This window comes from Plantibacter sp. CFBP 8775, assembly GCF_014839505.1.
Lineage (GTDB): Bacteria > Actinomycetota > Actinomycetes > Actinomycetales > Microbacteriaceae > Plantibacter > Plantibacter auratus.
The window spans coordinates 1-19,581 of the sequence record NZ_JACYNV010000002.1 but is presented as its reverse complement, the minus strand read 5'-3'; the positions used below and the strand labels follow the sequence as shown (position 1 = coordinate 19,581).

At 70.2% G+C, this 19,581-nt stretch carries 16 protein-coding genes; 12 read left to right on the top strand and 4 right to left on the bottom strand.

What is annotated here, in order from left to right; genetic code table 11:
• Positions 1-2,514 carry a phenylalanine--tRNA ligase subunit beta gene (gene pheT / locus IFR14_RS12695; protein WP_191941335.1) on the top strand — a complete coding sequence of 838 codons (2,514 nt, stop codon included), beginning with the start codon at positions 1-3 and terminating at the stop codon, positions 2,512-2,514.
• A gap of 72 nt (positions 2,515-2,586) precedes the next feature.
• Here the strand turns inward: pheT and IFR14_RS12690 are convergent, their stop codons facing one another.
• The gene (locus IFR14_RS12690; RefSeq protein ID WP_079707064.1) at positions 2,587-4,146 is read right to left on the bottom strand and encodes a helix-turn-helix domain-containing protein; all 1,560 of its coding nucleotides are present in this window, start codon (positions 4,144-4,146) and stop codon (positions 2,587-2,589) included.
• A gap of 36 nt (positions 4,147-4,182) precedes the next feature.
• Complete coding sequence (locus IFR14_RS12685; RefSeq protein ID WP_191941334.1) at positions 4,183-4,830, bottom strand: hypothetical protein; 648 nt, start codon at positions 4,828-4,830, stop codon at positions 4,183-4,185.
• 140 nt (positions 4,831-4,970) lie between these two features.
• Here IFR14_RS12685 and IFR14_RS12680 point away from each other — a divergent pair, with 140 nt between their 5' ends.
• From IFR14_RS12680 to IFR14_RS12640, 9 genes are all read left to right on the top strand, one after another.
• Positions 4,971-6,254 carry a sensor histidine kinase gene (locus IFR14_RS12680; RefSeq protein WP_191941333.1) on the top strand — a complete coding sequence of 428 codons (1,284 nt, stop codon included), beginning with the start codon at positions 4,971-4,973 and terminating at the stop codon, positions 6,252-6,254.
• The gene (locus IFR14_RS12675; protein WP_191941332.1) at positions 6,251-6,940 is read left to right on the top strand and encodes a response regulator; all 690 of its coding nucleotides are present in this window, start codon (positions 6,251-6,253) and stop codon (positions 6,938-6,940) included. The genes IFR14_RS12680 and IFR14_RS12675 overlap by 4 nt, the downstream gene beginning before the upstream one ends.
• A gap of 201 nt (positions 6,941-7,141) precedes the next feature.
• Positions 7,142-8,185 carry an N-acetyl-gamma-glutamyl-phosphate reductase gene (gene argC, locus IFR14_RS12670; protein WP_064294415.1) on the top strand — a complete coding sequence of 348 codons (1,044 nt, stop codon included), beginning with the start codon at positions 7,142-7,144 and terminating at the stop codon, positions 8,183-8,185.
• Positions 8,182-9,351: a bifunctional glutamate N-acetyltransferase/amino-acid acetyltransferase ArgJ gene (gene argJ / locus IFR14_RS12665; protein ID WP_079707059.1), complete on the top strand. Its 1,170-nt coding sequence runs from the start codon at positions 8,182-8,184 to the stop codon at positions 9,349-9,351. Before argC ends, argJ begins: the two co-directional genes overlap by 4 nt.
• Positions 9,351-10,259: an acetylglutamate kinase gene (gene argB, locus IFR14_RS12660; RefSeq protein WP_446728084.1), complete on the top strand. Its 909-nt coding sequence runs from the start codon at positions 9,351-9,353 to the stop codon at positions 10,257-10,259. The genes argJ and argB overlap by 1 nt, the downstream gene beginning before the upstream one ends.
• Positions 10,256-11,440: an acetylornithine transaminase gene (locus IFR14_RS12655; RefSeq protein WP_191941331.1), complete on the top strand. Its 1,185-nt coding sequence runs from the start codon at positions 10,256-10,258 to the stop codon at positions 11,438-11,440. The genes argB and IFR14_RS12655 overlap by 4 nt, the downstream gene beginning before the upstream one ends.
• Before the next feature lie 35 nt (positions 11,441-11,475).
• Complete coding sequence (gene argF, locus IFR14_RS12650; RefSeq protein WP_064294412.1) at positions 11,476-12,417, top strand: ornithine carbamoyltransferase; 942 nt, start codon at positions 11,476-11,478, stop codon at positions 12,415-12,417.
• A 69-nt stretch (positions 12,418-12,486) separates the two neighbouring features.
• Positions 12,487-13,917: an argininosuccinate lyase gene (gene argH, locus IFR14_RS12645; protein ID WP_191941330.1), complete on the top strand. Its 1,431-nt coding sequence runs from the start codon at positions 12,487-12,489 to the stop codon at positions 13,915-13,917.
• A 15-nt stretch (positions 13,918-13,932) separates the two neighbouring features.
• Positions 13,933-14,550, top strand: a complete 618-nt coding sequence (locus tag IFR14_RS12640) for a DNA-3-methyladenine glycosylase (protein ID WP_191941329.1) — start codon at positions 13,933-13,935, stop codon at positions 14,548-14,550.
• Between the two features lie 9 nt (positions 14,551-14,559).
• Here IFR14_RS12640 and IFR14_RS12635 read toward each other — a convergent pair whose 3' ends face one another.
• The gene (locus tag IFR14_RS12635) at positions 14,560-15,159 is read right to left on the bottom strand and encodes a hypothetical protein (RefSeq protein WP_191941328.1); all 600 of its coding nucleotides are present in this window, start codon (positions 15,157-15,159) and stop codon (positions 14,560-14,562) included.
• On the bottom strand, positions 15,156-15,788 hold the full coding sequence (locus tag IFR14_RS12630) for a DNA-binding protein (protein ID WP_191941327.1): 633 nt from the start codon (positions 15,786-15,788) through the stop codon (positions 15,156-15,158). The genes IFR14_RS12635 and IFR14_RS12630 overlap by 4 nt, the downstream gene beginning before the upstream one ends.
• A 167-nt stretch (positions 15,789-15,955) precedes the next feature.
• Here IFR14_RS12630 and tyrS point away from each other — a divergent pair, with 167 nt between their 5' ends.
• Both tyrS and IFR14_RS12620 read left to right on the top strand, forming a co-directional pair.
• Entirely contained in the window at positions 15,956-17,266 is a 1,311-nt protein-coding gene (gene tyrS, locus IFR14_RS12625) for a tyrosine--tRNA ligase (RefSeq protein ID WP_191941326.1), read from the top strand.
• A gap of 43 nt (positions 17,267-17,309) precedes the next feature.
• Positions 17,310-19,205: an outer membrane protein assembly factor BamB family protein gene (locus IFR14_RS12620; RefSeq protein ID WP_191941325.1), complete on the top strand. Its 1,896-nt coding sequence runs from the start codon at positions 17,310-17,312 to the stop codon at positions 19,203-19,205.
• Positions 19,206-19,581: the final 376 nt, after the last annotated feature.

Here is a 19,581-nt window from a genome sequence, read left to right as displayed (position 1 = left end):
GTGCGTGTTCCATTGAGCTGGCTCGGGGAGTTCGTCGAACTCGCCCCGGGGACCACCCCCGAAGACGTCCACGCCGCGCTCGTGCGCGTCGGGCTCGAGGAGGAGGACGTCCACCGCTTCGAGCTGACCGGTCCCATCGTGGTCGGCGAGGTCCTCGAGTTCGTCGAGGAGCCGCAGTCCAACGGCAAGACCATCCGCTGGTGCCAGGTCCGCGTCGCCGAGGGTGACGCCGACGGGGCCGTACGGGGCATCGTCTGCGGTGCCGGCAACTTCTTCGTCGGCGACCAGGTGGTCGTCACCCTGCCCGGCGCCGTGCTGCCCGGTCCGTTCCCGATCGCCGCTCGCAAGACCTACGGCCACGTGTCGGACGGCATGATCGCCTCGGCTCGCGAGCTCGGCCTCGGTGAGGACCACGACGGGATCCTGCGTCTCTCGACGATCGGGGTCGAGGCACCCGTCGGCACCGACGCGATCAGCCTGCTCGGTCTCGACGACGCCGCGGTCGAGCTCAACGTGACGCCCGATCGCGGCTACGCGTTCTCGATCCGAGGGGTCGCACGCGAGTACTCGCACGCGACCGGTGCGGCCTTCCGCGACCCGGCGGCGAGCGTCCCCGAGGCGTTCACCGGGCCACTCGACGGCTTCCCCGTCACGATCGAGGATGCGGGGCCGATCCGCGGTCGCGTCGGGTCGAGCGTGTTCGTCACCCGCGTCGTGCGCGACGTCGACCCGACGAAGCCGACCCCGCCGTGGATGGTTGCCCGGTTGAAGCTCGCCGGCATCCGCTCGCTGTCGCTCGTCGTCGACATCACGAACTACGTCATGCTCGAGCTCGGGCAGCCGATCCACGGGTACGACCTCGACAAGCTCACTGGCGGCATCGTCGTCCGGCGCGCGCGGTCCGGCGAGACCTTCGTCACGCTCGACGGCCAGGAGCGGAAGCTCCACGACGAGGACCTGCTGATCACCGACGACTCGGGCCCGATCGGGCTCGCGGGCGTGATGGGTGGCCTCGACACCGAGATCACCGATGCCACGCGCAACGTCCTCATCGAGGCCGCGAACTTCGACCAGGTGTCCATCGCGCGGAGCGCGCGTCGCCACAAGCTGCCGAGCGAGGCGTCCAAGCGGTTCGAGCGCGGTGTCGATCCACAGATCGCCGTCGCGGCCGCCGGTCGCGTCGCGCAGTTGCTCGTCGACCTGGCCGGCGGCCGGACGGACGACCTCGGCTCCACCGTCACCACGGCGCCGGATCGCGAGCCGATCCTGCTCCCCGACGACTACATCAACGGCCTCATCGGCGTCACGTTCGGAGCGGACGAGACACGATCCGCGCTCGCCGAGATCGGCGCGGCCGTCGAGGCTACCGATGGCGGCCTGCTCGTGACGCCGCCGAGCTGGCGCCACGACATCACCGGCAAGGAGGACCTCGCCGAGGAGGTGGCGCGGATCCTCGGATACGACCGCATCCCGTCTGTGCTCCCCGTCGCGCCTCCGGGACGCGGGCTCTCGCGTTCGCAGCGGTTGCGCCGTGGGGTCGCCGACGCGCTCGCCTACGGCGGCGCGACCGAGGTGTTGGCCTATCCGTTCGTCTCCGCCGAGGAGAACGCGCGGTTCGGCGCTCCGCAGCCGGGTGCGTTCCCAGCCGTGAAGCTCGCGAACCCACTCGACGCGAAGGCCCCCTTCCTCCGCGCGTCGATCCTGCCGGGTCTCCTCGCCGTGGCCCACCGGAACGTCTCGCGCGGTCTGACCGACCTCTCGATCTTCGAGGTCGGCGCGGTGTTCCGTCCGTCCCGTCACGGCGCGTTCGGCCAGGCCGAACTCCCGCAGGCGGCGGTCCGTCCGAGCGAGGCCCAGCTCGAGGAGCTCGAGGCGGGCGTCCCGGCCCAACCGCGTCATCTCGGATTCCTCGCGGTCGGCAACGCCGTCGCGAAGCAGCCGGGCCAGCCCGCCGTCGCGGCCGGTATCGCGGAGGCGCTCGAGGCCGTCCAGGCCGTCGCGGTGGCGACCGGTGTCGACATCACCGTCTCCCAGGGCAGCCACCAGGCACTGCACCCCGGACGGACTGCGGCGCTGCATGTCGGCGACGTCCTGGTGGGGTACGCGGGGGAGGTGCACCCGGCCGTCGCCGAGGAGGCGAACCTGCCGCGCGTCGTGGCGGTCGCGGAACTCGACCTGGATCGCATCATCGCGCTCGGCGACGCACTGCCCGAGGCCGTCGGCATCGGAACCCTTCCCGCTGCGACGCAGGACCTCTCGCTGCTCGTCCCGGCGACCGTCTCAGCCGGCGAGGTCCTCGACGCCGTCCGGGTCGGAGCCGGTTCGCTGCTCGAGCACATCCGCCTCGTCGACGACTATCGCGGTTCGGGCGTGCCCGAGGGTGGCAAGAGTCTGACCTTCGCGCTGCGGTTCCGCGCGCCGGACCGCACGCTCACCGCGGCGGAGGCGAGCGACGCGAAGCTCGCCGGCGCGGCAGTGGCGGCCGAGCGCTTCGGCGCGAGCATCCGGGACTGAGCCGGTCGTACCGGACGACAGCGGCCCCGCGGATCGACGATCTGCGGGGCCGCGTCCGTCGGACGGGACGACTCAGTCGCGGAAGGTCTCGATCGACGCACCCAGGGTGATGAGCCGCTCCTGCAGCTGCTCGTACCCGCGAGCGATGATGTCGACGTTCCGGAGCACGCTCGTGCCCTTCGCGGCGAGCATGGCGAGCAGGATGACGACGGCCGGTCGCAGCGCGGGAGGGCAGCTCACCTCGGCGCCGGACCAGTGGGTCGGCCCGGAGACGTCGATGCGGTGCGGGTCGCGCAGGCGGACGTTCGCGCCGAGTCGCGTCAGGTCGGTGAGGTGGATCGCCCTGCCCTCGTACACCCAGTCGTGGATGAGCGTGTCGCCCTCGGCGCACGCCGCGATGACCGCGAAGAACGGGAGGTTGTCGATGTTGAGCCCCGGGAACGGCATGGGGTGGATCTTGTCGATCGGGGCGTGCAGCTTCGAGGGGTGCACGGTGACGTCGACGAGACGGGTCCGACCGTTCGCGGCTGCGTACTCGGGGGAGCGGGTGTAGCGCAGTCCCATCTCGCCGAGCGTCGCGAGCTCGATCTCCATGAACTCGATCGGCACGCGCGTGACGGTGATCTCCGAGTCGGTGACGATCCCGGCGGTGAGTAGACTCATCGCCTCCACCGGGTCCTCACTCGGCCAGTAGTCCACGTCCTCGTTGATGACGCTGCGGCCGGTGATCCGGAGCGTCGTGCTCCCGATGCCCTCGATGGTGATGCCGAGGAGCTCCAGGTAGAAGCACAGGTCCTGCACCATGTAGTTCGGGCTGGCGTTGCGGATGGTCGTCACACCGTCGCGTACCGCGGCGGCCATGATGGCGTTCTCGGTCACGGTGTCGCCGCGCTCGGTGAGCACGACGCTCAGCTCCTCGGGCACGTCGGGGGCGACGGTGGCCTGGTACCAGCCGGCGGTCGCTTCGATGGACAAGCCGAACGGCCGGAGCGCGATGAGGTGCGGTTCGACGGTCCGGGTCCCGAGGTCGCAACCACCGGCGTAGGGGAGGGCGAAGGTGTCGTAGCGGCCGAGCAGCGGGCCGAGGAACATGAGCACACTGCGGGTCCGGCGACCGGCGTCCTCGTCGATGCTCTCGAGTGAGAGGTCGGCCGGGACGTGTATCTCGACGTCCTGGCCGTCGGGCGACCAGACCACGGAGACGCCCAGGCTGCGCAGGACGTCGATGATGCGGTCGACCTCGACGATCCGGGCGATGCCGTGCAGCGTGGTGCGGCCGCGGTTCATGAGCGCGGCGCACAGGAGCGCGACCGAGGCGTTCTTGCTCGAACGCACCGCGATGGTCCCGTGCAGCTGTCTGCCGCCCTGGACGCGGAGGTGCGAGTTCTTCTTCTGTTCGCCGAAACTGACGATCTCACTCTCGAGCGCGGTGCTGATCCGGCTCAGGAGGTCGATGCTGATGTTCTGACTGCCCTGCTCGATCCGGTTGATCGCGCTCTGGCTCGTGCCGACGCGTTCCGCCAGCTGGGCCTGGGTGAGTTTGCGTCCCTGACGGGCGCCGCGGATGAGTGCTCCGACCTGCCGGAGCGGTGCCGCAGGGTCCGTTCGTTCAAACGTTGCCGTGTCTTCCATGTCGTCACTCTATCTCAGATATGAGATAGAGCGCCGTTAGGGACGCCCCTGAGATGTTGGAACGGAATCTGAAACCCGCTCCGTGGTGTCAGGCGCGGGCGCGGAACTCCGGAAGAGGACGGCATACACCGGGCCTGCGGCGAACCAGATGCCGGAGATCGCGACGAGCTTGATGATCATGCCCCAGATGACATCCTCGTTCGCGAGGGCGAAGGACGCGGGGACGGTCCAGCCGACCATGGTCTGCATCGCGAGGAGCCCGGCGACCGCGATCGCGACGGCGAGGACCACCCGACGCCACTCCGACCAGGCGGCCCGGACGTACGCGGGCCCGGACTTCGGCTTCGGCCGCGGTGCTGGACCGCCGGCGAACCTGTGTGCGAACCAGACGTCCGCCTTCGTGATGAGCGCGTGGCCGAACGCCACCGTGAAGCCCAGGTAGATGGTCGCGAGGAGGTGCGTGACGTTGGGCTCCTCGCCGGACGCGAGGTCGGTCGCGGTCAGGACCAGGAGGACGAGGTCCACGACCGGTACACCGATCAACATGATCGCGCTGAGCCGGCGTCGCCGGAGGAGGTAGCGGACCGCGAGCCCGCCGAAGAGGAGGATCCAGAACGCGGCCTCCGCGCCGAGGATGGCCCAGATGAGTGGGCTCGTGCCGAAGAGTTCAGTGAAGCTGTCCATGTTCCGATGGTGTCGCGGGGTGATGCCGTGCCGCATCGACCGTGCTGTTGATCCTCCGGCGACGGGGTCAGCGGAACTGCGTACGCGGGCTCGTCCCTCCGGCGCTCGCGCCGCGCGGCCCGAGCTGGTGTGATGGAGGCATGGCTGCTCTCGAAGGACCGCGCGCATGGGTGGATCGACACCGCGAGCCGGTCATCACCACGGTGTGCGCGGCCATGGGACTCCTGTTCGCCCTCCTCGGGATCCATGTCCCCTGGGGGACGACCGTATCGGAACCGCCGCTCCTCCTCACTCTCGTCTTCCTCGCGGCCATCCTGGCGGTGCACCTGCTCCGCCGTCGACGCCCGTTGACCACGCTGGCCGTCGGCGTCCTGATCGCCCTCGCCGAGGCGCTCACCACCGGAGGCAGCGGCCTCGGGATGCTCATCGTCGTGTCCGACCTCGCCTATGCGGCGGCGCTCTACTCGCGGTCCCGGGTCATGGACGTCGCCGCGTTCGCCTGCACCGCGCTCGCCGTCGTGTCCGTCGGTGTCTTCGCGGTGATCTGGTTCACCGACGACGTCGAGGCCGTCACCCGGCTCGGTCGCGGAGTGGTCCTCGGCTCGCTCATCATCGTCCCGGTCATCCTGGCGAGCTCGATCTGGTACGGCAGGATGGTCCGGTACCCCCGTCTCGAGGCCGAACGCCAGCGGGAGCGCGCGGACACGATCGCCCAGGCGGCGGCTGCACTCCGGCAGGACGCCGTGACCCGTGAACGGCTCGAGCTCAGTCGGGAGCTGCACGACGTCATCGCCGGTCACCTCTCGGCGATCGCGATGCAGTCGGCGGCGGCCCTGGAACGACGCGACGGCACCGACCCGGTGGCGCTGCGGCGCAGTCTCGCACTCGTCCGGACGAGCAGTCTCGACGCGCTCGCCGACATGCGCACCATGATCGACGTGCTCCGCGGTGACCAGTCGGCCGACGACCCGACCCAGGCACCGGACCGACTCACGGCCGAGTCGGTCCGCCGCGCGGTCGAGGTCGCCCGTGCCAACGGACTGGAGGTCGAGGTACGGGCACCGGACGACGCGGCGCTCGCCGAGGTCCCCGCGCAGACCTCGATCGTCGGGCTCCGCACGCTCGTCGAAGGCCTGACGAACACCGCGAAGCACGCACCGGGTGCCTCCGTGCGGGTCGAGGTCTCGCTCCCGCCCGGTGCCCTGTCCGTCACGCTCAGCAACCCGCTGCCGACGGCGATCTCCTCTTCGGTGCTCGCCGGGTCCGGTGGGGTCGGCCTCGTCGGCCTGGCCGAGCGGGCACGTCTGATCGGAGGCGACCTCGTCGCGGGGCCGGACGGTCCGGACTGGCGGACGGCGCTCACCGTGCCGAGCCCCGTGTCACCGACCACCCCCGCGGTCGTCACCGCAGGAGGGGCGTCATGACCATCACGGTCCTCATCGCGGACGACCATGCCGCCGTCAGAGCGGGTCTGGGAGCGCTGCTCGACGAGCCGGACGACATCCTGGTCGTCGCCGAGGCGGCGGACGGGGAGGCCGTCGTCGCGCAAGCCGCGCGACATCGACCGGACGTCGTGCTGCTCGACGTCCAGATGCCGCGTGCCTCCGGCATCGACGCGATCCCGGCCATCCTCGCTGCGGCCACCCCACCGCCGAGCATCATCATGCTCACGACCTTCGCGCTCGACCGGTACGTCGACGAGGCGCTGGCGGCCGGGGCGAACGCCTTCCTGGTGAAGACGGTCTCCGCTGCCGGCCTCGTCGACGCGATCCGACGAGTGCATGCGGGCGAGGCGGTGCTCGCCCCTGAGGTGACCCGCCGAGTCCTCGAACGTCTCGCCGCGGCCAGACCTCCGGTCGTGCCGGAGCCGGCGCTGCCGCACCCCGGTCTGGCCACACTGACACCGCGGGAGCGTGAAGTCCTCGAGCAGCTGCGCGCTGGACTGAGCAACGCGGGGATCGCGACCGCGCTCGGGCTGTCGGAGGCGACGGCCCGCACGCACGTGTCCCGGATCCTCGTGAAGCTCGATGCACGGTCGCGGGTCCAGGCCGCGCTCATCGCGGAGCGGGCTGCGCCGGGCGCGGATTCGTCGGCATCCTCGTCGTCGTAGTACGCTCTCGACATGGCACGTTTCCAGGCACAGGGTTCTTCGCGGGCGATCACGCTCCGCGCCCTCCGCCGTCCCGTGTCCGCACGCGCTACCGCAGAGCGACGATAGGCGACCCCGGTGCTCGCACGGTCCAGGTGACCGTGCAGTCGTCCAGGAGTCGCCGCCTCCGCCCCTCGAGCGTCCACTCAATAAGGTAGAGCCATGTCCTTCTCTGTAGCGGTGGCCGGAGCATCCGGCTACGCAGGAGGCGAGCTGCTTCGGTTGCTCGCCGACCACCCCGACTTCGACGTCCGGACGGTGACCGCGCACGCGAACGCCGGTCAACCGCTCGTCGACCACCAGCCACACCTCCGATCACTCCGGCATCTCGTCCTCGAGGCGACGACGCCGGAGGTGCTCGCGGGACACGACGTCGTCTTCCTCGCCCTGCCGCACGGCAAGTCGGGTGAGGTCACGGCGTCGCTTCCGCCGGAGACCCTCGTCGTCGACTGCGGAGCCGACCACCGGCTCGTCGACGAAGCCGACTGGGACGCCTTCTACGGCGGCGACTACTTCGGCGCCTGGGCCTACGGCGTGCCGGAGCTCCAGACGTCCACCGGTCGGGGGCGCGACGCACTCGTGGGCGCCAAGCGGATCGCCGCTCCCGGATGCAACGCGAGCACCGTCGCCCTGTCCCTCGCGCCCGGCATCGCCGCGGGGGTGATCGAGCCGCTCGACCTCGTCTCCGTGCTCGCCGTCGGGCCGTCCGGTGCAGGGAAGAGCCTGAAGGTCAACCTGCTCGCGAGCGAGGTGCTCGGCACGGCCAACCCGTACGCCGTCGGCGGTACCCACCGGCACATCCCCGAGATCACGCAGAGCCTCCGGGCGGCCGGTGCCGATCGCGCGTCCATCTCGTTCACCCCGGTCATCGTCCCGATGTCGCGCGGCATCCTGGCCACCTCGACGGCACGCATCGTCCCGGGCACCACGGCGGCAGCGGTCCGCGAGGCCTGGGAGACGGCCTACGCCGACGAGCCGTTCGTCCAGGTGCTGCCCGAGGGCTCGTTCCCCCGGACGGCCGACGTCCTCGGCGCCAACACCGCGCTGATCGGACTCGCCGTCGACGAGACGGTGGGACGGGTCGTCGTCGTGACCGCCGTCGACAACCTCGTGAAGGGGACCGCCGGCGCGGCGATCCAATCGGCGAACATCGCGCTCGGGCTCCCCGAGACGACCGGCTTGAGTGTGAATGGAGTGGCACCGTGAGTGTGACAGCAGCAGCAGGGTTCCTCGCGGCGGGCGTCGCCTGCGGTCTCAAGACCTCCGGGGGCCTCGACCTCGCGGTCGTCCAGAACGTCGGTCCGTTGCAGCATGCGGCGACGGTGTTCACCAGCAACCGGTGCAAGGCCAACCCGATCCTCTGGAGCGAGCAGGTCATGCAGGACGGCATCGTCTCGGCGATCGTCCTGAACTCTGGCGGCGCGAACTGCTACACGGGGACGCGCGGTTTCCAGACGACGCACGCGACCGCGGAGGCCGTCGCAGAGCGACTCGCGATCTCGGCCGGCGACGTCCTCGTCTGCTCCACGGGGCTCATCGGCGAACAGCTCGACCTCGACAAGCTGACCGCGGGCGTCTGGGACGCCACCCGCGCGGTCGCCGACGAGGACGGTGCGAGCGAAGCGGCCGGCCTCGCCGCGGCGACCGCGATCATGACGACCGACACGAAGCCGAAACAGGCCGTTCGGAGCGCGGACGGATGGACCGTCGGCGGCATGGCGAAGGGTGCGGGCATGCTCGCCCCCGGGCTCGCGACGATGCTCGTCGTCATCACGACCGACGCTGTGCTCGAGCCGGCGCAGCTCGACCAGGCGCTCCGCAGCGCGACCCGTGTCACCTTCGACCGCCTCGACTCCGACGGCTGCATGTCCACCAACGACACGGTGTCGCTCCTCGCGTCCGGGTCGAGCGGCGTCACCCCGGAGCTGTCCGCCTTCACCGAGGCGCTGACGGAGGTGTGCCGCGACCTCACCCTGCAATTGCAAGCCGATGCCGAGGGCGCGGCCCACGACGTCGCGATCGAGGTCGTCGGCGCGGTGTCCGAGGACGACGCGGTCGAGGTCGCCCGCGCGGTCTCCCGCAGCAACCTCTTCAAGGCGGCCATCTTCGGCAACGACCCGAACTGGGGCCGGGTGCTCGCGGCCGTCGGGACCACGGGCGCCGAGTTCGACCCGTACGGGATCGACGTGGCCATGAACGGCGTCCAGGTGTGCACCGCCGGCGAGCCGGATCAGTCGCGCGACCTCGTCGACCTCTCACCGCGCGCCGTGCACGTGCTCATCGACCTCCACGCCGGTGACACGGGAGCCACCATCTGGACGAACGACCTCACGCACGACTATGTGCACGAGAACAGCGCGTACGCGAGCTGATGATGACCCAGTATCGAGACAACTCTCCCGAGGAGGCGGCGATCAAGGCCGCCACCCTCATCGAGTCGCTTCCCTGGCTGAAGACCTTCCGCGACCAGACGATCGTCGTGAAGTTCGGCGGCAACGCGATGGTGAGCGACGAGCTCGCGCAGGCGTTCGCGGAGGACATGGTCTACCTGCGCTACGCGGGGCTCAAGCCCGTCGTCGTGCACGGTGGAGGCCCGCAGATCTCCGCGATGCTCGAGCGGCTCGACATCCACAGCGAGTTCCGCGGCGGGTACCGGGTCACGACGCCCGAGGCTATGGAGGTCGTCCGCATGGTCCTCACCGGTCAGGTCAACCCCGAGCTTGTGGGGCGGATCAACGAACACGGCCCGCTCGCCGCAGGACTGTCCGGCGAGGACGCGGGCCTGTTCGGCGGGCGTCGTCGCTCGATCGTCGTCGACGGCGAGACCGTGGACATCGGGCTCGTCGGCGACGTCGTCAGCGTCGACCCGACCTCGGTGCAGGCCTACCTCGACGCCGGCAACATCCCGGTGGTCTCCTCGATCGCCCCCGACCTCGACCAGCCCGGCCAGACGCTCAACGTGAACGCCGATGCGGCCGCCGCGGCGCTCGCCGTGGCACTCGGTGCCGCGAAGCTCGTCATCCTGACCGATGTCGCGGGGCTGTACAGCGACTGGCCCAACCGCGACTCGCTCGTCTCGCAGATCACGACGAGTGAGCTCCGAGCCATGCTGCCCACGCTCGAATCGGGCATGATCCCGAAGATGACCGCCTGCCTCGACGCCGTCGACGGCGGGGTCGCCAAGGCTGCCATCATCGACGGCCGCGTACCCCACTCCATCCTGCTCGAGGTGTTCACCCAGAACGGCTCAGGCACCGAGGTCGTCCCGGAGGACTCATGAGCGACTGGAAGAGCCGCGTCGACCGCGACATGATGCGCACGTTCAACACGCCGATCGCGATGCTGACGCGCGGTGAGGGATGCCATGTCTGGGACGCCGAGGGCAACCGCTACCTCGACTTCCTCGCGGGCATCGCGGTGAACGCACTGGGACATGCGCATCCGGCGTTCGTCGGTGCGATCACGCGACAGGCGAGCACGCTCGCGCACGTCTCCAACTACTTCTCGAGTCCGCCGCAGCTCGAGCTCGCGGCCCGGCTGAAGCGTCTCGCCGGAGCGGACGAGGGCGGTCGGGTGTACTTCGCGAACTCCGGTGCCGAGGCGAACGAGGCGGCGTTCAAGCTCGCCCGACTCAACCACGGCGACGGATCGCGGACCCGGGTCCTCACCCTGGAGAACTCCTTTCACGGGCGGACCTTCGGCGCGCTCGCCCTGACCGGCAAGCCTGCCCTGCAGGAGGGGTTCCACCCGCTCCCGGGCGGCGTCGAGCACATCCCGACCACGATCGAGGCACTCGAGGCGGCGATCGACGACCGGGTCGCCGCGCTGATCCTCGAACCGATCAAGGGCGAAGCCGGCGTCATCGACCTGCCGGAGGGCTACCTCGCCCGTGCCAGGGCACTCACCGAGGCGCACGGCGTGCTGCTCATCATCGACGAGATCCAGACCGGGGCCGGTCGGACGGGGGAGTGGTTCGCGTTCCAGCGGGACGGCATCGTCCCGGACGCGATCACCGTCGCCAAGGGGATCGGCGGTGGCATGCCGATCGGCGCCCTCGTCACCTTCGGCGCCGCCTCCGAGCTGTTCGGACCCGGCCAGCACGGCAGCACCTTCGGCGGCAACCCGCTCGCGACCGCGACGGCGAACGCGGTGCTCGAGGAGATCGAGCACGCCGGTCTCGTGCAGAACGCCGCTGCGCGCGGTGAGCAGTTGCGGGCCGTCATCACCGCCATCGGTTCCCCGCTCGTCGAGGAGGTCCGCGGACACGGGCTGCTCATCGGCATCGGCTTGAGCGCCCCGGTGGCGGCCGAGCTGTCGGCCGCGGCGTTCGACCGAGGGCTCATCGTCAACGCCCCGAACGCGACGAGCATCCGGATCGCGCCGCCGCTCATCATCGGCGACGCCGAGATCGACGAGTTCACCTCCCTCTTCCGCGCGGCGCTCGACGCCGTCCAGGCCTGACCGGCCATCGACCCACACGAACAGGACCACCAGCCATGACCCGTCACTTCCTCCGCGACGACGACCTCAGCCCGGCCGAGCAGGCCGAGATCCTCGACCTCGCCACCGAGCTGAAGCGCGACCGCTGGTCGCGCAAGCCGCTCGAAGGCCCGCAGACCGTCGCGGTCATCTTCGACAAGTCCTCGACGCGGACACGCGTCTCATTCGCCGTGGGGATCGCCGACCTCGGCGGATCACCGCTCATCATCTCGACGGCCAACAGCCAGCTCGGCGGCAAGGAGACGGCCGCCGACACAGCTCGCGTCCTCGAACGTCAGGTCGCGGCGATCGTCTGGCGGACCTACGCCCAGTCCGGTCTCGAGGAGATCTCGGCCGGGACGACCGTGCCCGTCGTCAATGCGCTGTCCGACGACTTCCACCCGTGCCAGCTCCTCGCCGACCTCCTCACGATCCGCGAGCACAAGGGCGAGCTCGCCGGTCTGACGATGTCGTTCTTCGGCGACGGTGCGAGCAACATGGCCCACTCCTACCTGTTGGCCGGTGCGACGGCGGGGATGCACGTCCGTATCGCCGCCCCGGCCGAGTTCGCCCCGGCTGCGGACGTCGTCGCCGACGCGGAGCGCATCGCCGCGACGACGGGCGGCTCCGTGCTCGTGACCACCGACCCCGACACTGCGGCGGCGGATGCCGACGTGATGATCACCGACACCTGGGTGTCGATGGGCAAGGAGGACGAGAAGGCGCAACGCGTCGCCATCTTCGGCGGCTACCGCGTCGACCGCAGGCTCATGGGGCTCGCAGCGTCCGACGCCGTCTTCATGCACTGCCTGCCCGCCGATCGCGGCTTCGAGGTCGAGGCCGAGGTCATCGACGGTGCGCAGAGCATCATCTGGGACGAGGCGGAGAACCGCCTCCACGCGCAGAAGGCCCTGCTCGTGTGGCTGCTCGAGCAGCAGCACGCCGGCTCCGCGGCCTGACCCTTCCCCGGCTGCGGCCGACCGACCAGTCCGGAGCACTCCGGACGTCAGCATTACAGGAGGCCCATCGTGGCAGATCAGCAGAACCGAGCAGGCGAATCCGGGGCCCTCTGGGGTGGACGCTTCGCGAGCGGACCGTCGCCGGAACTCGCCCGTCTGAGCAAGTCCACACAGTTCGACTGGGTCCTCGCCGCATACGACATCGCGGGCTCCCGTGCCCATGCCAAGGCGCTCGCGTCGGCGGGGTACCTCGACGAGGACGAGCTTCGCGGGATGCTCGCCGCCCTCGACGTCCTGGACGCCGACGTGGCCGACGGGACGTTCGTCGCGGCCGAGAGCGATGAGGACGTCCACTCGGCGCTGGAACGCGGGCTCGTCGAACGGGGCGGCAAGGAACTCGGTGGGAAGCTGCGCGCCGGACGAAGCCGGAACGACCAGATCGCGACGCTCGTGCGCCTCTACCTCATCGATCACGGACGGGTGATCGCCCGCGACGTCATCCACCTGATCGACGCGATCGTCTCCCAGGCCGAAGCACACCCCGACGCGGTGATGCCCGGCCGCACGCACCTGCAGCACGCCCAGCCGGTGTTGCTCGCCCACCAGCTGCTCGCGCACGCCTGGCCGCTCACCCGCGACCTGGAACGGCTCCGCGACTGGCTCGCCCGGGCGAGCGCCTCGCCGTACGGTTCCGGAGCGCTCGCCGGCAGTTCCCTCGGTCTCGACCCGGTGCTCGTCGCGCACGAGCTCGGGCTCGATCGCCCGACCGAGAACTCGATCGACGCCACCGCCAGCCGCGACGTCGTTGCCGAGTTCGCGTTCATCACCTCGCTGATCGGGATCAACCTGTCCCGGTTCGCCGAGGAGATCATCGTCTGGAACACCCGTGAGTTCGGGTTCGTGACCCTCGACGACGCCTACTCGACCGGCTCGAGCATCATGCCGCAGAAGAAGAACCCCGACATCGCCGAACTCGCCCGCGGGAAGTCCGGGCGACTCATCGGGAACCTGACCGGGTTGCTGGCGACGCTGAAGGCGCTGCCGCTCGCGTACAACCGCGACCTGCAGGAGGACAAGGAGCCGGTGTTCGACTCCGTGAACCAGCTCGAGGTGTTGCTGCCGGCGTTCACCGGGATGGTGGCGACGCTCCGCTTCGACACGGCACGGCTGCGCGAGCTCGCACCGGAGGGGTTCTCCCTCGCGACGGACGTCGCCGAGTGGCTCGTCAAGCAGGGTGTGGCCTTCCGCGACGCTCACGAGATCAGCGGCGAGCTCGTGCGGTACTGCGAGGAGCGCGGCCTTGCACTCGACGAACCCGACGACGCCGCACTGGCGGGTGTCTCGGAACATCTCACGCCGGCCGTGCGGAGCGTCCTGACCGTCGACGGCTCGATCGGTAGCCGACTCGGCGCCGGTGGGACTGCGCCGGAGCGGGTCCAGGACCAGCTCGTGACGCTCGTCGGGCGGGTGGGCGCGCTGTCGCAGGCCCTCTCGCTCTAGACGGGGCGGGGTCCGATGACGACGGCCGGTCCGCTGCGGGCGCTGACCTCGGGATCGGCCCTCGAGGTCGCGCCCGCGCTGCTCGGAGCGGTGCTGTCCCACACGACGCCCGAGGGCACCGTGTCGGTCCGTCTCACCGAGGTCGAGGCCTACCTCGGGGTCGGCGAGGATCCCGGATCCCATGCGCACCGTGGTCCGACCCCGCGCACGAGTCCGATGTTCGGTTCGCCCGGGCATCTGTACGCGTACTTCAGCTACGGCATGCACGTCTGCATCAACGTCGTGTGCTCACCGGTCGGCACGGCGTCGGCCGTCCTCCTGCGCGCCGGCGAGGTCGTCGCGGGCCTGGAGCTCGCGCGGCTGCGACGCGGTGAACGGGTGCCGGATCGCGACCTGGCCAGAGGACCGGCGCGGCTCACCGTGGCGCTCGGGATCGCGCTCGACCAGTCGGGTGACGACCTCGCCGAGCCGCCCTTCGACCTGCTCCTGCCCGAGCGCCCGCTCGCCTCGGCGACCGGTCCGCGGACGGGCGTCAGCGGGGTCGGTGGGGGAGCCGCCTACCCGTGGCGGTTCGTGCTCCCGGGCGAGACGACCGTCTCGCCCTACCGCCGCTCGCCCAGGGCCGTGGACTGACCCGCCGGCTCAGCCTCGCGCGAGCAGCAGGATCGACGCCACCCCGGCAGCCCAGAGGAGGCTGGCCAGCGAGCCGATGATGAACCGCTCGCGCGCCTCGGCCGAGTCGAGTTCGGTGAAGCGTCCGACACCCTTCACCGCGACGATGACCGCGATCGCCTCCGGATAGCCGGAGAACAACGCGGCGACGAGGGCGAGCCGTTCCAGGATCCCGATCGCGGTCCCGCCGCGCAGCACTTCGATCGGACGTCCGACGACCTGCGAGGCGCTCGGGTTCCGGTGCTCCACGAGGATGCCGCCGTGGATCCCGGGGGCGACGCTGCCCTTCGTCGCGAGGGCGAGGACGAAGGAGGCGATCGGACCACCGCCGGCGACCGCGACGGCGAGGACGAAGACGCCGAGGAGCACGAGTGCCGGACCGGTCGGCGGAACCGAGGGGACGAGCGCGACCAGGAGGGCCCCGATCACCATGAGGGCAGCCGCCACGACCATGAGACGATCCGCGAGACGCGCGCTCAGCACCCGGGCCAGCAGGAGGAAGACGAGCGCGCTTCCGAGGAGGCCGATGACGGTCGGCCAGGTGATGGGCGTGAGCGTGACGAGGTTCATCGCTCGTCCTTTCGGTCGTCGGGGTGGTGCACGGAGGCGTCCTGGTCGAGCTTCGCCAGGAGGCGGATGAGCGCGGTGGTCGCCGCGGCTTCGGCTCGGACTCCGGCGGCCGCGACCCGGCGACTGACCGAACTCTCGGTGATGCCGAGTCGTGCCGCAGCCTCGGACTGGGTCACGCCGGCCGCGAGCAGGTCTGCGACCTCCCATCCGCCGGCGGTCCGCCGGTCGCGGAGGTGGAGGAGGAGTACGATGAGCGCTTCGACGTCGGCGCCGCCCTGCTGGTCGGCCGCCTCGAGCGCGAACCGGAAGGGCGCCCGCTTGGCCCGCGTGACGGCCTCCCGCGCGGCGTAGAAGGCCTGACCGGTCGCGGCTCGGGTCGAATCGGGGAGCGGACGCCGGACGTCGCCTTGTCCGATGCCCACGCTCCAGCCGCGATCCCGGAGGAGGTGGAGTGCGATGCCGAGTGCGACCTCGGCGTTCTCGGTGGCGAGCTGGAACTCGTCGCCCGCCGTGCGTTCGGCCTGGAGGAGCAGGCTCTCCGGGAACCGGTCGTTGATCGACTCGATGACACCGGCAGCGCGATCAGGGCCGGTCCGGCTCGCGATCTGATCGACGGTCAGCACGTACACGGCTCTCCTCTCGGCGGTGGTCGGCTCGATCACCCTAGCCGCAACATGCAGGTATTTCCACAACTCTGCCGAATGAAAGGAATTCCTGCACGCCACGATCGCCGCGATCGCGCCGGTGCCGATGCGCCCGATCCGGCAGCCGATGCCGCGCTGATAGCCTTGCAAGCGTGTCGAACCTCGCTCTTCCTGACCAGCGCAACGATCCGACCTTCGAGGACGTCTGGGACGAACTCGTCTGGCGCGGGCTCGTCCACGTGTCGACGGATCAGCAGGAGCTGAAGCGTCTGCTCGGTGGAGCGCCGATCACCTACTACTGCGGGTTCGACCCGACGGCTGCGAGCCTCCACCTGGGCAACCTGGTCCAGCTGCTCGTCATGCGTCGGCTGCAGCTGGCCGGACACAGCCCGCTCGGGCTCGTCGGCGGTTCGACCGGCCTCATCGGCGACCCACGACCGACCGCCGAGCGCACGCTGAACACGCCGGACACCGTCGCCGAGTGGGTGCAATCGCTCCGCGCGCAGATCGAACGCTTCCTCAGCTTCGAGGGCGACAACGCCGCGCGCATGGTCAACAACCTCGATTGGACCGCACCGCTCTCGGCGATCGACTTCCTGCGGGAGATCGGCAAGCACTACCGCGTCGGCACGATGCTGAAGAAGGACGCGGTCAGCGCCCGCCTCAACTCGGAGGCGGGGATCAGCTACACCGAGTTCAGTTACCAGATCCTCCAGGGGATGGACTACCTCGAGCTGTACCGCGAATACGGCTGCGTCCTGCAGACCGGCGGGAGCGACCAGTGGGGAAACCTCACGAGCGGCACCGACCTCATCCACCGGGTCGAGCGGGCGACCGTCCACGCGATCGGGACTCCGCTGATCACGAACTCGGACGGCACGAAGTTCGGGAAGAGCGAAGGCAACGCGGTCTGGCTCGACCCGAGCATGACGAGCCCGTACGCGTTCTACCAGTTCTGGGTCAACACCGACGATGCGGACGTCATCGCCCGGCTGAAGGTGTTCACGTTCCTCGATCGGGTGGAGATCGAGCGACTGGCGGCTGCGACCGAGTCGGAACCGTTCAAGCGTGAGGCGCAGAAGACCCTCGCCTACGCCGTCACCGCGCTCGTCCACGGGGTCGCCGCGACGGATGCGGCCATCGCCGCGTCGGCCGCGCTCTTCGGTCAGGGCGATCTCGACGCTCTCGACGCGGACACGCTGCGGTCGGCCGTCACGGAGTTGCCGAACGCGCGGGTGGCCGCGGAGACGCTCGTCATCCAGGCGCTCGTCGACACGGAGCTGTGCTCGAGCCTCGGTGAGGCTCGACGCGCGGTCGCCCAGGGAGGGGTTTCGGTGAACAACCGCAAGATCGACGACGTCGACGCGACCCTCGACGACCGCTTCCTCACGGGCGGGGTGGCCGTGCTGCGCCGCGGCAAGCGCACCCTCGCCGGGCTGTTCCTCGACGGAGCGCCCGCCTGATCCGCCGACGACGGCATCGTCGTCGTCATCGAACCTGAAGGGGATGCTCCGAGTGCAGCTCTGCGAGGCGTGCGGGACCGAGATCGTCGACCGTCGCGACGGTGTGTGCCCGAGTTGTGGGGCCATGCTGCCGCTGCGCACGGGCGAGCTGTCGACGGTGGAGACACCGGCCGAGGCCGAGGCGGCGGCCGAGTCGGAGCCGGCGGACGAGCCCGAGTCGGAGTCGGCGGACGACCGGCCCACGCCGGCCGACGACGGCGACCTCGTCGAGACCGATGCACCCCACGTCGAGACCGATGCCCCGGCGGGTGAAGCCGATCGGCTGCCGTCGCCGGACGTCGACACCACTGAGCCCACGCCCCCCGGTATCGCGACGTCGATCCCGGCGATCGCGGTGACGACACCGGTCCCGGACCCCGAGTCCACCAACCCGACGCCGTCGCAGGCGTCGACTCTGCTCCCGGCGACAGCCGCTGCGGCCGAACCTGTCTCGGCGACCGCCGCGGGGGAGGCACCTGGGGAACCGACTGCGCCCCGCGCCCTCTGGCACCCTGATTCGTTGCCCACCACGGTCAAGCGGACCACCTCGCGCCGACGATGGTTCCTCCTCGGCGGACTCGCGCTCGCCGTGGTCGCTGCGATCGTCGCGGTCGTGCTCATCGTGGTCGCGGCCGTTCCCCACCGCGTCGAGGGGCTCGCGCTCCTCCGCGACCTCCCGACGAAGCCGACCGTCGGAACCTGGGAACTCGCGCATCCGCTGGATGACGAGGTGCCCGCGGGCGACGAGCTCTACCTCAACGGGTACACCGCGAGCCCCAACACCGCGCTGCTCGTGTGGTCGACCGACCGGCCACTAGATCAGACGACCCTCGACGACGCTCCGGGCGAGACGGTGGTCTCCCTGGTGAACACGGCGAACGGCCACACCCTCTGGGACCGTCGCGTCACCGAGCTCTCTCCGGAGTTCGACCGCTTCGACGCACCGGTGGTCGTCTCCCCACCGGATGCGGCCGCGATCGTGCTCAGCCAGGGTGACCTCATGGTTGCCGTGAGCCGTCGCGACGGGCACGTGGTGTCCACCTCGCAAGAGCACTCGAGTGTCGAGGGGATCGGCTTCGCCGACTTCGCTGCACCGGCGGCGTTCGTCCCGGGTCTCGAGGGAGACCTGCTCATCTCGTCGACCACGGCTGACGGCACCGGGACGGTCGGCCGCTACCGGTCGACGGACCTGACCGACCCGGTCTGGGAGGTCAACGGTGATGCCGGCGAGCGGGCGACCACCGCGGGCGACAAGCTTTTCTACGACGGTGCGGTCTACTCGCTCGACGACGGATCGACCATCGACTGGCAGGGCGACCTCTCCTGGTACTACCAGCAGGTGGGCGGCGATCTCGTCGCGATCGACTACTCCGGCAACGACACCACGATCCGCGGGGTGGACGACCGCACCGGCGCCCAGCGCTGGAAGGCGACCGGGGCGCTGCCGGTGGTGCTCGACGCGAGCGGGCTGTTGGTCGTCGCCGACCAGTCGGGGGAGCGGGTCCGCCGCCTCGACCCGCGATCCGGCGAGGTCGAGTGGCGCAGCGGACTGACGAGCACGTGGGACGGCGCCTACACCGTGGGCGACACGATCATGCTCGGCGACGGCGAAGGCGGATACACCGGGGTCGGCGCTCGAGACGGTGAGATCCGATACGAGGAGCAGGACGCCGAGGGCAGCCTCGTCGGATACAGCGACCGGACCCTCCTGCTCACGCTCGACGGCACGCTCGTCGGCATCGACGCGACCACGGGCGAGCGCGGTTGGTCGGTCGACTCCGCCGGAGACGAGTACTCGTTCACCGCCTGGGGCGGAAGCCCACTCGCCGTCGCGACGGTCGTCGCGGCCGGCTCCGGCTCAGCGGCCGTCCTCGGCATCGGTGACGCTGATCGGGACTGAAGCGCGTGGATCCGGGCGACACGCCCGGGATGCAGCGATGATTTGCCAGCCCCTGGCGGTCTGCGTAAAGTAATCACTCGTCACCCCAAAGGTGCGGGAAGCGGAAGAGCTTCCCGGCCTCAAGTGGGACTGATACCCAGCCAAAAGCCGAGCATCTCCACGTGAGTCAAACTCACACTTGAGATCGTCTCACTTCAAGACTAGGTTGGAACTTCCCAGCTCTCGGGTCATCGAAGCGGTGAGGATCAGACGGACTCCGGTCCACTCAGATCAGCTCCTGGTTCGACTTGACAAGAACCGAAGAAGTGGTAAGTTAGAGAAGTTGCCCTGCAGGGCGGTCGTGATGGCCAAAGGCAGGAGCATCCGATCCTTGAGA